The 13,620-nt window shown below is 71.7% G+C and carries 13 protein-coding genes; 7 read left to right on the forward strand and 6 right to left on the reverse strand.

Annotation, left to right across the window (positions count from 1 at the left end; translation table 11 throughout):
* Window position 1: 1 nt before the first annotated feature.
* Window positions 2-763, forward strand: coding sequence for an SDR family NAD(P)-dependent oxidoreductase (locus tag ACIBQZ_RS27040; RefSeq protein ID WP_396091584.1), 762 nt, complete (start codon window positions 2-4; stop codon window positions 761-763).
* A gap of 34 nt (window positions 764-797) precedes the next feature.
* Window positions 798-3,188, forward strand: coding sequence for a beta-glucosidase (locus ACIBQZ_RS27045; protein WP_396091585.1), 2,391 nt, complete (start codon window positions 798-800; stop codon window positions 3,186-3,188).
* A 58-nt stretch (window positions 3,189-3,246) separates the two neighbouring features.
* Here ACIBQZ_RS27045 and ACIBQZ_RS27050 read toward each other — a convergent pair whose 3' ends face one another.
* Both ACIBQZ_RS27050 and ACIBQZ_RS27055 read right to left on the reverse strand, forming a co-directional pair.
* Window positions 3,247-3,711, reverse strand: a complete 465-nt coding sequence (locus ACIBQZ_RS27050; RefSeq protein ID WP_396091586.1) for a hypothetical protein — start codon at window positions 3,709-3,711, stop codon at window positions 3,247-3,249.
* Between the two features lie 1,057 nt (window positions 3,712-4,768).
* Complete coding sequence (locus ACIBQZ_RS27055) at window positions 4,769-6,070, reverse strand: lysine N(6)-hydroxylase/L-ornithine N(5)-oxygenase family protein (RefSeq protein WP_396091587.1); 1,302 nt, start codon at window positions 6,068-6,070, stop codon at window positions 4,769-4,771.
* A 103-nt stretch (window positions 6,071-6,173) separates the two neighbouring features.
* Here ACIBQZ_RS27055 and ACIBQZ_RS27060 point away from each other — a divergent pair, with 103 nt between their 5' ends.
* Window positions 6,174-7,163 (forward strand): methionyl-tRNA formyltransferase, encoded by a 990-nt coding sequence (locus ACIBQZ_RS27060; RefSeq protein WP_396091588.1) that lies wholly within the window; start codon window positions 6,174-6,176, stop codon window positions 7,161-7,163.
* On the opposite strand, the gene ACIBQZ_RS27065 is transcribed toward ACIBQZ_RS27060, so the two are convergent.
* Entirely contained in the window at window positions 7,124-7,867 is a 744-nt protein-coding gene (locus tag ACIBQZ_RS27065; protein ID WP_396091589.1) for an SDR family NAD(P)-dependent oxidoreductase, read from the reverse strand. The two genes, ACIBQZ_RS27060 and ACIBQZ_RS27065, sit on opposite strands and share 40 nt — an antisense overlap.
* Window positions 7,868-8,184: 317 nt before the next feature.
* Between ACIBQZ_RS27065 and ACIBQZ_RS27070 the strand changes: the two genes are divergently transcribed.
* Window positions 8,185-8,853, forward strand: coding sequence for a response regulator (locus ACIBQZ_RS27070; RefSeq protein WP_396091590.1), 669 nt, complete (start codon window positions 8,185-8,187; stop codon window positions 8,851-8,853).
* Between the two features lie 18 nt (window positions 8,854-8,871).
* Here ACIBQZ_RS27070 and ACIBQZ_RS27075 read toward each other — a convergent pair whose 3' ends face one another.
* Window positions 8,872-9,330: a hypothetical protein gene (locus ACIBQZ_RS27075; protein WP_396091591.1), complete on the reverse strand. Its 459-nt coding sequence runs from the start codon at window positions 9,328-9,330 to the stop codon at window positions 8,872-8,874.
* A gap of 233 nt (window positions 9,331-9,563) precedes the next feature.
* Between ACIBQZ_RS27075 and ACIBQZ_RS27080 the strand changes: the two genes are divergently transcribed.
* On the forward strand, window positions 9,564-10,760 hold the full coding sequence (locus ACIBQZ_RS27080; protein ID WP_396091592.1) for a sensor histidine kinase: 1,197 nt from the start codon (window positions 9,564-9,566) through the stop codon (window positions 10,758-10,760).
* Here ACIBQZ_RS27080 and ACIBQZ_RS27085 read toward each other — a convergent pair.
* Window positions 10,748-11,086: a hypothetical protein gene (locus ACIBQZ_RS27085; RefSeq protein ID WP_396091667.1), complete on the reverse strand. Its 339-nt coding sequence runs from the start codon at window positions 11,084-11,086 to the stop codon at window positions 10,748-10,750. The two genes, ACIBQZ_RS27080 and ACIBQZ_RS27085, sit on opposite strands and share 13 nt — an antisense overlap.
* Before the next feature lie 15 nt (window positions 11,087-11,101).
* Window positions 11,102-11,521 carry an aspartate 1-decarboxylase gene (gene panD, locus ACIBQZ_RS27090; RefSeq protein ID WP_396091593.1) on the reverse strand — a complete coding sequence of 140 codons (420 nt, stop codon included), beginning with the start codon at window positions 11,519-11,521 and terminating at the stop codon, window positions 11,102-11,104.
* A gap of 111 nt (window positions 11,522-11,632) precedes the next feature.
* On the opposite strand from panD, the gene ACIBQZ_RS27095 reads away from it, so the two are divergent.
* Both ACIBQZ_RS27095 and ACIBQZ_RS27100 read left to right on the forward strand, forming a co-directional pair.
* Complete coding sequence (locus ACIBQZ_RS27095) at window positions 11,633-12,649, forward strand: ABC transporter substrate-binding protein (protein ID WP_396091594.1); 1,017 nt, start codon at window positions 11,633-11,635, stop codon at window positions 12,647-12,649.
* A 228-nt stretch (window positions 12,650-12,877) separates the two neighbouring features.
* The gene (locus tag ACIBQZ_RS27100; protein ID WP_396091595.1) at window positions 12,878-13,618 is read left to right on the forward strand and encodes a DUF6082 family protein; all 741 of its coding nucleotides are present in this window, start codon (window positions 12,878-12,880) and stop codon (window positions 13,616-13,618) included.
* Window positions 13,619-13,620: the final 2 nt, after the last annotated feature.

Consider the following 13,620-nt stretch of genomic DNA (forward strand, 5'->3'; position numbering starts at 1 on the left):
GATGACAGGACGCGCGATCCTCGTGACCGGTTCCTCCCGCGGCATCGGCCGGGCGGTCGCCGCCCGCTTCGCCGCCGACGGCGACCGCGTCGCGATCCACCACCGGGACTCGGCCGACCTCGCCGGGGAGCTGGCGGCCTCGCTGCCGGGCCGCGGCCACGTGGTGGTCCAGGCCGATCTGGCCGATCCGGCGGCGGTACGCGCCATGGTCGACCTCGCCGCGGAACGCCTCGGCGGCCTGGACGTGCTGGTCAACAACGCCGGTACGTTCGGCGCCTCGGACCCGCCGCACCCGGTCTTCGGCACCGGCTACGACCAGTGGCAGGCGATGTGGCGCCGCACCTTCGACGTCAACCTGTTCGGCGCGGCGAACGCGGCCTGGGCGGCGGCGCAGCACATGCGCGAGGGCGGCGGCCGGATCGTCAACGTGTCGTCGCGGGGCGCGTTCCGGGGCGAGCCGGAGCAGCCCGCGTACGGCGCCAGCAAGGCCGCGCTCAACGCGATGGCGCAGTCGCTGGCGGTGGCGCTGGCCCCGTACGGGATCGCGGTGGCCTGCGTGGCGCCCGGGTTCGTGGCCACCGACATGACCAACGAGCACCTCAAGGCCGAGCGCGGCGACACGATCCGGGCGCAGAGCCCGTTCGGCCGGGTGGCGCGGCCGGAGGAGATCGCGAGCGCGGTGCACTGGCTGGCGTCCCCGGAGGCGGAGTGGGCCTCGGGCACGATCATCGACCTGAACGGGGCCTCCTACCTGCGCACGTAGGATCTTGCCAATCAACGTGAATGGGAGCGCTTCCATGGATGACCTGCTGGCCCGGTTGACCCTCGAGCAGAAGGTGTCGCTGCTGGGCGGCCAGGACTTCTGGTCCCTGCCGGCGATCCCCGAGATCGGGCTGCGCTCGCTGGTGATGTCGGACGGGCCGATCGGCGTACGCGGCACCGGCTGGGCCCCCGAGGACCCGTCGATCGCCCTGCCCAGCCCGACCGCACTGGCCGCCACCTGGGACCCGGAGCTGGCCCGCACCGCCGGGCACCTGCTCGGCCAGGAGTCCCGGCGCAAGGGCGTGCACCTGCTGCTCGGCCCCACGGTCAACCTGCAGCGCACCCCGCTGGGCGGCCGGCACTTCGAGTGCTACTCGGAGGATCCGCTGCTCAGCGGCGAGATCGCGGTCGGCTTTGTGGCCGGCGTGCAGGCGCACGGCGTCGGCACCACGGTGAAGCACCTGGTGGGCAACGACTTCGAGACCGACCGGATGACCGTCGACGTGCGGATCGGCGAGCGGGCCCTGCGCGAGCTGTACCTGGCGCCGTTCGAGCGGGTCGTGCGGGCCGGCGGGTGGGGCGTGATGAGCGCGTACAACGCCGTCAATGGGCTGCCGATGGCCGCCAACGGGCCGCTGCAGTCCGACGTGCTCAAGGACGAGTGGGGCTTCGACGGCATCGTGGTCTCGGACTGGCGGGCGGCCCGGGAGACGGTGCCGGCCGCGCTCGGCGGCCTGGACATCGCCATGCCGGCGATGGAGAACCCCTGGGGCGCGAAGCTGGTCGCGGCGGTGCGGTCCGGCGCGGTGCCGGAGGAACTCGTCGACGACAAGGTACGGCGGGTGCTGCGGCTGGCCGCGCGGGTGGGTGTGCTCGACGGCGTACCCCCGGCGGTGACGTCCTTCCCCGCGGAGCTGGACGGCGACGCCGTGGCCCACCAGGTCGCGGCCCGGTCCTTCGTGCTCGCCCGCAACGAGCACTTCACGCTGCCGCTGGAGCCCGCCGCGCTGACCCGGGTGGCGGTCATCGGGGCGCTGGCCACCGACGCCCGGGTGCTCGGCGGCGGCAGCGCCCAGGTGGTCCCGCCGCACGTCATCTCGCCGTTGGAGGGGCTCGGCCGGGCGCTGTCCGGGGTGGACGTGAGTTACGCCGTCGGCGCCGACCCGCGCCCGTTCCTGCCGGCCCTGCCGCAGCCGGCGCAGGTCGAGCTGCTCGGCGCCGGGCACACCTTCGGCGTGGACACGGCGGCGGTGCGCTGGATCGGCGACCTGCCCGGCGGCGTCGACAAGGACGTCGTCACGGGCCTGGAGCTGCGCACCACGTTCACCCCGGAGCAGGACGGCGAGCACACGTTCGCGGTGTCCGGCTTCGGCACCTTCGACCTGCGGGTCGGCGACCGGCGGCTCTACGTCGGCACCCTGCACCCGCCCGGCGCCACCCGCGCCGACCTGCTGCTGTCGCCGCGGGAGCACCGGGCGATCGCCGAGCTCACCGCCGGCGAGCCGGTCGAGGTGGTGCTGCGCCAGACCATCCAGCCGGGCATGGCGCACACGGTCAGCGCGACGCTGGGCCACCTCGCGCCGGGCGTCTCCGCGGACGGCATGATCGACGAGGCGGTGGCGCTCGCGGCCGAGTCCGACGTCGCGGTGGTCGTCGTGGGCACGACCGAGCAGGTGGAGTCCGAGGGCTTCGACCGCACGTCCCTCTCGCTGCCGGGCCGCCAGGACGAGCTGGTGGTACGGGTCGCAGCGGCCAACCCCCGCACCATCGTGGTGGTCAACGCCGGCTCGCCGGTGCTGCTGCCCTGGGCCGACGACGTGGCGGCGGTGCTGCTGACCTGGTTCCCCGGTCAGGAGGCCGGCGCGGCGCTGGCGGACGTGCTGCTCGGGGTCGCCGAGCCGGGCGGCCGGCTGCCCACCACCTGGCCGCGCCGCGAGCACGACTGCCCGATCCTGGAGGTGGTCCCCCGCGACGGCCGGCTCGGCTACGACGAGGGCGTCTTCATCGGCTACCGGGCCTGGGAGCGCGCGGGCCGCAAGCCGCTGTACGCGTTCGGCCACGGCCTGGGCTACACCTCCTGGCAGTACGAGACGCTGGCGGTGTCGGCCACCGAGGCCGTGGTGACGCTGACCAACACCGGCGCCCGGGCCGGCCGCGAGGTGGTCCAGGTGTACGTGGGCCCGCAGGGTGAGCCGCCGGTGGGCGTGGGCCCGGCCGGCGTGGTCCCGGAGCGCCCGGCCCGCTGGCTCGCCGGTTTCGCCCCGGTCGAGGCCCACCCGGGCGAGACCGTGACGGTGCGTGTCCCGCTGCCGGAGCGCACCTGGCAGGTCTGGGACGCCGGCTGGCACTCGGTGCCGGGCACCTACACGGTGACCGCGGCGCACGCCCTGGACGACCCACGGCTGACCGCCACGCTGACCCGGTAACCACGCACGCGGAAACGGGCCACGACCGCCGCGGTCGTGGCCCGTTGCGCTCGGTCGATCAGTCGCGGGTGACGGTCAGCCCCAGTCCGTCGGTCGGGCTGTTGGTCCAGGAGACCGTGAAGCCCGGCCATTCGCCCTGCAACCTGCCGTCGGCCTCGACCGTGCTGTACATCCGGTCGGCCAGCGCGCCGGGCACCTGCAGGGTGTCGAAAACGCAGGTCAGAGCGCTCTCGGAGAGGCCGTTGGGGTGTTTCTTCCCGATCCCGGTGACGGTGAGCTGGCGGTTCTGGTCGCCGAGTTTGGTGCCCTCCTTGGCGGGATCGCACTTCTGCACGGCGACGAGCAGCGGATCCTGCTCGGCGGCGGCGACGGGCTGCGGTCCGGTGTCGGCACTGTCGTCGTCGAGCAGCTTGGGCACCAGGACGATGCCGGCGACCACCACGAGCACGGCGAAGATCACCCACGGGAGCGGGCTGCGCTTGCGGACGTGCGGTGTGGGTGGGGCCTGGCGGGGCTGTGTCATGTGGGTTCCTTCGCGCCTGGGGGAGGGGGCGGACGCGCGGACGAAAGTGTGCGCTCCGACACGCGACAAGACAACGATCACACTGCGAACTGACTAATCGGACGAGTCGACTGTGGAAGTAAGTCTTACCAGACCCCTCACGATCCGTCACGCAGAGTTATATTCACCACTGTCAGAGATCAAGGGTTGACGCAGAGCCATGTCGGCCGCGTGCGGTGTCGGCAACCCGACAGTGGTAGCCGTGCGAATAGGAGAAACCGGCCTCGGCGTACAGGTGACGGGCCGCGATGTTGTCCTGCTCGACTTGCAGGTACAGCCCGGCGCAGCCCCGGCCGGCCGGCCGGCCCGCCCCGGCGCCCAGCACCGCCCCAGCGACCGTGGAGGTGTCGGCCGGACCGTTGAGCGCCTGACAGGCGGCGAGCCAGGCCGGGCTTGCCGCTCGGCGGGGCTGACCTGCACCGTGCTCGGCAGGCCCGCCGCCGCGTAAAAGGCCTCCACCGCGTCCAGGGCGCGCTCCGGATGCCGGTCGGCGGCCGGCGGCAGGGCCGAGTTGGACCGCCGCCGGGACACGCCGGGCGTGTGGCGCAGCAGCCACCCGGCCACGTCCTCGGTGCGGCCCGCCGGCCAGGCCGCCGCAGCGGCCCGTTCCACCTGGACGGCGTCGTGCCAAGAGTCTTTTGCGTGGTTGGTGTATCGGGCGATGGCAATAGCCCGCCGGAGTGACGTGGGCCGCGCGCCGACCGCCACCGACGCGCAAGATTTCGATCTTGTTGATGTGGTGTGAGCTCCGAACCTTAAGTCCACAAGATCGACAATTTACTGCTCGCTTCGTGACTTTTACGCCCTCTGTTCTCTTAGGAGTTCCGTGATGTGAGAATCCTGCTCAATATGTGGGCCAGTGCTGCGGGTTCGGCGGTGGGCAGGCCTCCGGCAATGCTTGGCGCGGCCGTTTCGGCGCGGCAGAAGCGTGTCGCCCGTCCGGGGGATGGCGATCGATCATCACAACAGCCATGCAAAAGACTCACAAGCTCGGACACTACCCCGAGATTCCCGGCCGCTAGACGCCGACCAGGGCGGGGGCGGCCCTGCGGGTCAGCACCGAGTCGAGGATCTCGCCGACCCGGATCGCGGTGTTCGACAGCAGCGCCGACGTGATGCCGTGCGAGTGCTCCGTGCCGCCCTGCAGGTAGACGCCGACCCGCAGGCGGGGGTCGGCCGCCGCCCGGTAGTCGCGGTCCACCCGGGGCCGGCCCTCGGTGTCGCGGTGGCACAGGTCGCCGAGCTCGCCGAGGATCGCGTACGGGTCGGCCTGGTGGTAGCCCGTCGCGCAGACCACCACGTCCGCCGCCAGCCGGGTGGTCTCGCCGGTGACCAGCGACCGCACGCTCGCCACCACCTGGTCCGGGCCGTCGGCCACCTCGGTCATCCGGGACACGTTGAGCATCCGCAGCCGCTGCTTGCCGAGCACCTTCTCCTGGTACGCCCGCCGGTACAGGTCGTCGATCAGGTCCATGTCCACCACGGAGTAGTTGGTGTTGGCGTGGTAGCCCATCAGCTGCCGCTTCACGTCCTCCGGCGCCACGTAGAAGTCGTCGACCGCCGCCGGGTCGAAGATGCGGTTGGCGAAGCTGCTGTCGTCGGCCGGCGAGTAGCCGTACCGGGAGAAGACCGCGCAGATCTCGGCGGTGGGGAACTCGCGGTGCAGGGTCGCGACCGCCTCGGCCGCGCTCTGGCCGGCGCCGACCACGACGATCCGGCGCGGCTCGGTGCCGCGCAGCTTCGGCAGGTTGTGCATCAGGTCGCTGGTGTGCCAGACCCGGTCGGAGGCGGTGACGCCCTCGGGCAGGCGCGGGCGCAGGCCGGTGCCGATCACCAGGTTCCGCGCCCGGTGCGTGCTGAGCTGCTCGCCGAGCCGGGACAGCACGTCGACCGCGACGACCGCACCGCCGGACGCCGTCACCGGGGTCACCGAGAGCACCTCGGTGTCGTAGGTGACCTGGTCGTCGACCTGCGCGGCGGCCCAGGCGAAGTAGTCGTGGAACTCGACCCGCAGCGGGAACAGGTTCTTGTGGTTGATGAAGTCGATGAGCCGGTCCTGGCTGTGCAGGTACCGCAGGAAGCTGAACTCGCTGGTCGGGTTCCGCAGCGTCACCAGGTCCTTGAGGAACGAGACCTGCATGGTGGCGTCGTCGAGCAGCATGCCGCGGTGCCAGCCGAAGGTGGCCTGCCGTTCCAGGAACCGGGCCCGGACCCGGGCATCCGGGCCACGGGAGTCGTTGTGCTCGGCCACGGCGATGGCCATCGCCAGATTGGACGGCCCGAAGCCGATTCCCACGACATCGAGTTCAGGCTCAGACATGTCCGTCCCCTCCACGGCGGGGCCGACCTGACCCCAGATTTTGGTTAGCCTAACCTAAGCATCGGCGGTGGCATCCGCCGTGCCGAGTGAGGGAGAAAAATTCATGCGCGTCGTCATGTTCGGCTTCCAGACCTGGGGGCACCGGACCCTCCAGGCGCTGCTGGATTCGGCACACGACGTGGTCATGGTGGTCACCCATCCGGCCGGCGAGGGCGCGTACGAGAAGGTCTGGTCCGACTCGGTCGCCGACCTGGCCGCGGCCCACGGCGTGCCGGTGCTGCTCCGCGAGCGCCCCGACGACGAGGAGCTGTACGAGGCCCTCAAGGACGTGGCGCCGGACGTCATCGTGGCCACCAACTGGCGCACCTGGATCCCGCCACGGATCTTCACCCTCCCGCCGCTCGGCACCCTGAACGTGCATGACGCGCTGCTCCCGGCGTACGCGGGCTTCTCGCCGTTGATCTGGGCCCTGTTGAACGACGAGCGCGAGGTGGGCGTCACCGCCCACCTGATGGACGACACGCTGGACGCCGGCCCGATCGTGCTGCAGCGGGCCGTCCCGGTCGGCCCGGCCGACACCACCACCGACCTGTTCCGCCGCACGCTGGAGCTGTTCGGGCCGATCACCGTCGACGGCCTGGCCGAGATCGAGAGCGGCCGCCGCGACTTCGTCCCGCAGGACCGCTCGCGGGCGAGCTTCTTCCACAAGCGGTCGGAGGAGGACATCCGGATCGACTGGACGTGGCCGGCCGAGGAGCTGGAACGCCTGGTCCGGGCGCAGTCGGCGCCGTACCCCCAGGCCTTCTGCTTCCACAAGGGCCGGCGCCTGGAGATCGTCACGGCCGCGGTCTCGCAGGCGGTCTACGGCGGTACGCCGGGCCGCATCTTCTTCCGCGAGGGCGACGGCGTGGCGATCGTGGCCGGCGCGGAGGCCCGCCGCGGGCGCAGCAAGGCCCTGCTGATCCGGTCGGTCCGCACCGACGAGGGCATGGAGCTGCCGGCGCAGGAGTACTTCACCACCATGGGCGGTTACCTGACGAGCCACCCGGACCGTCAGCCGAGCACCAGCCCCGCGCCGACCTCCACCACCTGACCGGTCATCGCCTGAGAACCGTCGGCGACCAGGAACCGGACCGCGGTCAGCAGATCCTCGGGCACCAGCCGGCGCGGCACGGCCTGCCCGGTGACGATCCCGCCGTGCGGGTCGTCGCCCAGGATCTCCACCTCCCGCTCGGTCAAGATCGCGCCGGGCGACAGCGCGTTCACGGTCACCCCGGCCGGCCCCAGCGCCCGCGCCAGCGAGCGGGTGAGGCCGACCAGGGCGGCCTTGCTGGAGACGTACGCGGGCCCGGACGGCCCGCCGAGCGCCACGGTCGCCGAGGTGACGTTGACGATCCGGCCCCAGCCGCGCGCGGCCATCCCGGCGCCGAGCACCTGGGCGAGCAGCATCGGCGCGGTCACGTTGACGGTGAACGTCTCCTGCCACTCCGGCAGCGACAGCGCGGCGAGGTCGACGTTCGAGGCCCGGGAGGCGTTGTTGATCAGGATGTCGACCGGGCCGGCGCGGTCGGCGAGGGCAGCGACCGCCCCCGGGTCAGCAAGGTCGGCCTCGAGCACGTCCACCTGGGCGCCGCGCTCCCGGCAGCGCCGGGCCACGGCCTCGGCCTCGGCGGACGCGGCGAGGTGATGCAGGAGCAGCGTCCAGCCCGGCGCGGCGAGATCGACGGCGATGGCAGCGCCGATCCCCCGCCGCGCCCCGGTCACCAGCACCCGTCGACCCGCGGCAGCATCCGGCATGCCCGCAGCCTAAGGCCACCGCCGGGGTCGGGGATGCGCTTCGGCGGCGGGCGGCGGAGATCGAGGTGCATCGGTACGCTGCTCGGCGTGCCGCCTGCCGAGGTCCTGGACCGCCGCCGTGACCTGTCCGGGTGGGTGCTGACGCCGGGGGTGGCGCGGGCTGCGCGTGGCCCGGATCGTGCCGGCAGTGGTGGTCTGCGGGGTGCTGGTGGCCGCGCCGCCGCGGATGGGCGGCGTCGGCTGACCCGGACCCGGCGGGCTGTCGGATTTGTTCCAGCGCTTGCCGCGCACGGGTGCGGACTGGCCAGAATGGCGCGATGATTCGGGTCCTGGTGGTCGACGATCAGGTGCTCATCCGTGCCGGGCTGGCCGCCCTGCTGCGGCTCGCGCCCGGCATCGAGGTGGTCGCCGAGGGGGATTCCGGCGCCGCCGCCGTCCGGCTCGCCGCGCAGCACCGGCCGGAGGTGATCCTCATGGACATCCGGATGCACGACATGAGCGGCATCGAGGCGACCCGGCTCATCCACGCCCAGCAGGCCGAGCGGCCGCCCCGGGTCCTGATGCTGACCACCTTCGACCTGGACGAGTACGTGTTCGAGGCGCTGCGCGCCGGAGCGCACGGCTTCCTGCTGAAGGACACGCCACCGCAGCGGCTGATCGCCGCGGTGACCACGGTGGCCGAGGGCGAGATGTTGTTCGCGCCCAGCGTGACCCGGCGGCTGGTGGAGTCCTACACCAACCGGTCGGCGCCGGCCGACCGCCCGCCGCCCGCGCTGGACCCGCTGACCGCCCGGGAGTGCGAGGTGCTGCGCCTGGTCGGCGGCGGCCTGTCCAATGCGGACATCGCCGCCCGGCTGGTCATCTCCGAGGCGACCGTGAAGACGCACCTCAACCGCGTGATGGCCAAACTGGGCCTGGCCAGCCGGGCGCAGGCGGTGGTCCTGGCGTACGAGGCGGGGCTGGTCGCGCCGGGGCGCCCCGCCTGACCCGGCTGCGCCGCCGGCTCAGTGCCAGATCGACTCGCACTCGACGATCGCCCCGGAGGACGTGGCGTGGCAGACCCGGGAGTGCACGTTGCGGGTGTCGTAGCGGGAGTAGGCGTAGCGGGCCACCTCGGCGTCGCCGTTGGCCGAGCAATCTTTCACGGCGGTGCGGTAGTGCCAGTGTCCGGCCCAGCTCGACGAGGACCTGATCTCGTAGCGGATCTGCACGGCGCCGCAGTAGCCGTCGTTCCCCAGATCCGAGACGGCGGCCCGGACGACCACGGAGTAGCCGGTCCACGAGATCTCCGTCTTCTGGCGCACATTGCCTGTGGTCGACTCGGCGTAGCGCGAGTTCTCCACGTACTCGGGCGCGGGCCCGTTGGACCAGTCGTCCGTGGAGTGCGCGCTCGCCGGGCTGGCGGCGAGCAGGGCGGTGGCGAGCGCGGCCGCCGTCGACGCGAGCAGGATTCGTGCCTTCATCGGTTCATCCCTTCGGTTGGCTGACGTCCCTCACCGTGCCAAGCGGGAAAGCGATGCGCGTCAATCCAATGCCGTATCTTCCCCGGGCCGCGCTCAACTTCCGCGGTACGCGACTGTCCACGATCCCTTGTGGAACGGGGCCGCCAGCGGCGGTTCGCGTACACCGCTGGTTGGAGACCCGGGTCGTACCTGGGATGGACGTGCGGCCCGGGCCGGGCAGCTACGGTTTGCCGATGCGCGCATCGGCGACAGGTGACGGCGTGCCGGGCCGGGTCGGGCCCTTCCTCCGGCGCCGCCCGGTCGTCGTCGACGCGGCGCTCGCGGCCGCGACGCTGTGCGTGAGCCTGGCCCTGGGTAGCCAGCAGCCACCCGCGGGCATGCGCCCCTTCGACCTGGCCGGGTACGCGCTGACGACCCTGGCCTGCCTCACCCTGACCGCCCGCCGCCGGTTTCCCGTGACCGTGCTCGTCGCCTACTGCCTCACCTGGTCGGTCTACGTGGCGGCGGGCTACTGGCCGGTCGTCAACAGCGCCGGCGCCCTGCTGGCGCTCTACACCGTGGCCGCCCACCGCACGGTCCGCGCCGTGGTCGCCGCCGTGGTCATCCTCGACGCCGTCTGGCTGTACGCGGGCCTGCGCGGCGGACAGGACGCCGGCCTGACTCTGCTGACCCAGATCCTGGTGTGGCCGGCGGTCATCTGCTGGCTCGGTTCGCGGACGCGGCGGCTGGCCGAGCTGACCGCCCAGCTGCGCCGGGAGCAGGCCGAGCGGGAGCGACGCGCCGTCAACGACGAGCGGATCCGGATCGCCCGCGAGCTGCACGACGTGGTGGCGCACCACATGGCCGTCGTCTCGGTGCAGGCCGGCCTGGCCTGGTACGCACTGGACGCGGACCGGGAGACGGCGCGCACCGCGCTGGCGGCCGTGCTCGAGACCGGCGGGCAGGCGCAGGAGGAGATGCGCCGCCTGCTGGCCCTGCTGCGCGAGGCGCCACCGGACGGCGCGGGCGCGGTGGGCGCCGAGGCCACCTCCGCCGGGCTGGCGCGGTTGCCGGAACTGGTCGACCGGGTACGGGGCGCGGGTCTCGCCGTTGAGCTCTCCGTCATCGGCACCGAGCGGCCGCTGCCGCGTGGGGTTGACGTGTGCGCGTACCGGGTGGCCCAGGAGGCGCTGACCAACGTGCTCAAACACACCCGGCAGGCCCGGACCACGGTCACCGTGCGGTACGAGCCCGACCAACTGGTGGTGCAGGTGCGCGACACGGGCCCGGCACCGGCGGCGAGCCGGGGCGCCGGCGGACACGGCCTGCGCGGGATGAGCGAACGCGCCGCCCTGTACGGCGGCACCCTCGAAGTCGGGCCGGACCCGGGCGGCGGGTTCGGCGTGCTGCTCACGCTGCCGATCCGGTACGCCGGGACTCAGTCGGCGTAGTCGGCCGGGTTGAAGACGCGGGCGGTCAGGGGTCCCGGGAGGTCGGCCAGGCCGGGTCCGCCCGCGTCGAGCCAGGCGGCCACCGCGCCGACCAGCGTGTCGTCGAGGACGTCGCCCAGGTGGACCAGGCGGGCGCCGGCGCGGCGGGCGGCGGGGGTCGGGTGCACCACGACCACGTTGGAGCGCTCGCAGACGCGCAGGCACTCGCTCACGCGTACCCGATGCCGGTCACCGACCGCGCCGCGGATCGCCGCCAGCTGGGCGTCGTGGTCGGTGTCCGGGTGTTTGTCGGCGCTGCCGCAGCAGCAGTCCCGGCAGATCGTCAGCGCGCCCATCTGCTGCTAGTGGACCAGGACCTTGCCGGAGACCTGGTCGTCCGCGCCGGGCCCCGGCGCGGACGGGTCCGAGCCGATCTCCACCAGTTCGTTGCGCTCGTTGACGTGCGCGACCCGCGGCGCGTAGCCGGCCCGCTCGCGCTCGTCGACCAGCTTGAACGACATGATGATGATCAGGTCACCGACTGCGACCAGGCGGGCGGCCGCGCCGTTGATGCCGATCACGCCGGAGCCGGCCGGACCCTCGATGACATACGTCACCAGCCGCGCGCCGTTGTTGATGTCGACCACCTGCACCTGCTCACCCTCGACCAGATCGGCCGCGTCCATCAGGGTCTTGTCGATCGTGATCGAACCCACGTAGTGCAGGTCAGCCTGGGTCACGGTGGCCCGATGGATCTTGCCGCCGAGCAGGGTCCGCTGCATGTGCCGTCCTCCTGAAGGGGTCGTCGCCGCGAGGGGGTCGTCGCGGAAGCAAAGTTAGCCTAGCCTAACCTCAGCACTGATCAAACGCCCCCTCTGCTAGGAGCCCCATAGATGAACCGCCGCCCGGGCGGCTGGCGACGCGCCCTCACCGCCGTCGCCGCCGGCCTGCTCGCCGCCACCGCCGTCACCGGCTGCGCGTCCGATGAGGACAGCACCGCCGCCCCCGCCGCATCCGGCCCGGCCGCCGCGGCCTTCCCGGTCAGCATCGCCCACAAGTTCGGCTCCACGACGATCGAGAAGCAGCCGGCACGGGTCGTCACCGTCGGCTGGAACGACCAGGACCCGGTGCTGGCGCTCGGGGTGGTGCCGGTGAGCACCCGCGAATGGTTCACCGAGTACCCGACGTACCCATGGGTCAAGGACGCGCTGGGCGGCAAGCCGCTGAGCACGTTCTCGGCGGAGCTCAACTTCGAGGCGATCATCAAGCAGCAGCCGGACCTGATCCTGGCGATCTACGAGACGATCAACAAGGAGACGTACGACAAGCTCTCCCAGATCGCCCCGACCGTCATCCAGTCCGCAGACTACGCCGACGAGCAGACCCCGTGGGACGTGCAGACGCTGACCACCGGCAAGGCACTCGGCAAGTCCACCGAGGCGCAGGCCCTGGTGGCCGAGGTCAACGCCAAGATCGACGCGGCCAGGGCGGCGAACCCGCAGTTCGCCGGCAAGACGCTGGTGGTGGACTTCGGCCCGGAGAAGGGCCAGCACTGGCTGATCCCGGCCAAGGACCCCCGCCGCGCGCTGTTCGACGCGCTGGGCTTCGCCGCGCAGCAGGAATCCGAGGACGTCAGCGAGGAGCGGCTGGACCTGCTCGACCGCGACGTGCTGTTCGTCAACGGCGCGACCAAGAAGGACATGCTGGCGTCCCCGGCTTACAGCCGGCTGAAGGTGGCTGTCGAGGACCGGGCGCTGTACACGTCGTTCTCCACGCCGCTGGGTGGGGCACTGGCTTACAGCGGGCCGAAGGCGCTGCTGTACGCGCTGGATCTGCTGGTGCCGCAGCTGAAGAACGCCACCGACGACGACCCGGCGACCAAGGTCGAGGATCTGTCCAACGCCGCCTGAGCTGCCCCAGGAAGGGGTGGCCGCAAAGGTCACCCCTTCCTCGTGCAATTGCGATTTCGAGAACCGATAGCTGGATGATTGCCATCCCGCAATGTGCCAGTTGGCAGCCTGATACCAAGCTTTCCGCGGACTCATTCACCATCGCGTGCTAGCGCGACTTGGCGTGGCAATGCAATATGAAGGCAAAGAATATGAGATAGCGGTTTGCAGTCCCGGGGGCGTGACGCCATGGAAGATTCAACGGTCCGCATCGAGAGCCGCAGGGCCCCGACCGCGAGCCGCATCGCGTCGTGGCTGGCGATTGTCGGTGGCGTCGTGATCGCGACTCTTCTCGCCGGCGTCGGTGTCGCCGCCATTCTCGCCCGTCAGGGCGGCTCCGAGGAGTGGCGCACGTGGAGCGACGTAGGGCAGACATTCGGCGTGCTCAGCTCGATCATCAGCGGCCTCGCCCTGCTCGCGGTGGTGATCACGGCACGGCAGAATCGCGCCGAACTCGAACATCAGCGGCGATTCCTGATCCACAATCATGCCGAACTCCGGCGCACCTCACACGCCAACCTCGGCATGCTCCACCAGCAACTCGTCAAGCTGAGCATCGATGACGAGGAACTGGCCGCGGTCTGGCCGTCATTTGATCCGAACCTCACCCCCGGCACCAACCGTCAACTGCTGTACGCCAACCTCATCTACTCGTTCCACATCCGGGCGCTGCAGTCCGAGAACCACACCGAAACGACGATCATCGGAAGTATGCGGTACCTGTTCTCGAACCCGGTCATGCGCGCCTATTGGCATGCGGCCGAGAGCGGGCGCGATCAACTCGACCCGGAAAGCACCGAGTTCGCCTTCGCCAAGCGGGTCGACAAGATCTGCGCCGAGTACGAAAAAGTCGTGGCCCGGAACGGGCACCATCCCGCCTCCGGACCCAGCCTGGTGCCCGATCGGTCCGATCCGGCACAGGCCGCGTAAAA

It is taken from the genome of Actinoplanes sp. NPDC049599, from assembly GCF_044465625.1.
Lineage (GTDB): Bacteria > Actinomycetota > Actinomycetes > Mycobacteriales > Micromonosporaceae > Actinoplanes.

What these genes read in the sequence shown, in the direction of transcription:
- ACIBQZ_RS27040 (WP_396091584.1), top strand. Translation starts at nt 2, where the DNA reads ATGACAGGACGCGCGATCCTCGTGACCGGTTCCTCCCGCGGCATCGGC.
- ACIBQZ_RS27045 (WP_396091585.1), top strand. Translation starts at nt 798, where the DNA reads ATGGATGACCTGCTGGCCCGGTTGACCCTCGAGCAGAAGGTGTCGCTG.
- ACIBQZ_RS27050 (WP_396091586.1), bottom strand. Translation starts at nt 3,711, where the DNA reads ATGACACAGCCCCGCCAGGCCCCACCCACACCGCACGTCCGCAAGCGC.
- ACIBQZ_RS27055 (WP_396091587.1), bottom strand. Translation starts at nt 6,070, where the DNA reads ATGTCTGAGCCTGAACTCGATGTCGTGGGAATCGGCTTCGGGCCGTCC.
- ACIBQZ_RS27060 (WP_396091588.1), top strand. Translation starts at nt 6,174, where the DNA reads ATGCGCGTCGTCATGTTCGGCTTCCAGACCTGGGGGCACCGGACCCTC.
- ACIBQZ_RS27065 (WP_396091589.1), bottom strand. Translation starts at nt 7,867, where the DNA reads ATGCCGGATGCTGCCGCGGGTCGACGGGTGCTGGTGACCGGGGCGCGG.
- ACIBQZ_RS27070 (WP_396091590.1), top strand. Translation starts at nt 8,185, where the DNA reads ATGATTCGGGTCCTGGTGGTCGACGATCAGGTGCTCATCCGTGCCGGG.
- ACIBQZ_RS27075 (WP_396091591.1), bottom strand. Translation starts at nt 9,330, where the DNA reads ATGAAGGCACGAATCCTGCTCGCGTCGACGGCGGCCGCGCTCGCCACC.
- ACIBQZ_RS27080 (WP_396091592.1), top strand. Translation starts at nt 9,564, where the DNA reads ATGCGCGCATCGGCGACAGGTGACGGCGTGCCGGGCCGGGTCGGGCCC.
- panD (WP_396091593.1), bottom strand. Translation starts at nt 11,521, where the DNA reads ATGCAGCGGACCCTGCTCGGCGGCAAGATCCATCGGGCCACCGTGACC.
- ACIBQZ_RS27095 (WP_396091594.1), top strand. Translation starts at nt 11,633, where the DNA reads ATGAACCGCCGCCCGGGCGGCTGGCGACGCGCCCTCACCGCCGTCGCC.
- ACIBQZ_RS27100 (WP_396091595.1), top strand. Translation starts at nt 12,878, where the DNA reads ATGGAAGATTCAACGGTCCGCATCGAGAGCCGCAGGGCCCCGACCGCG.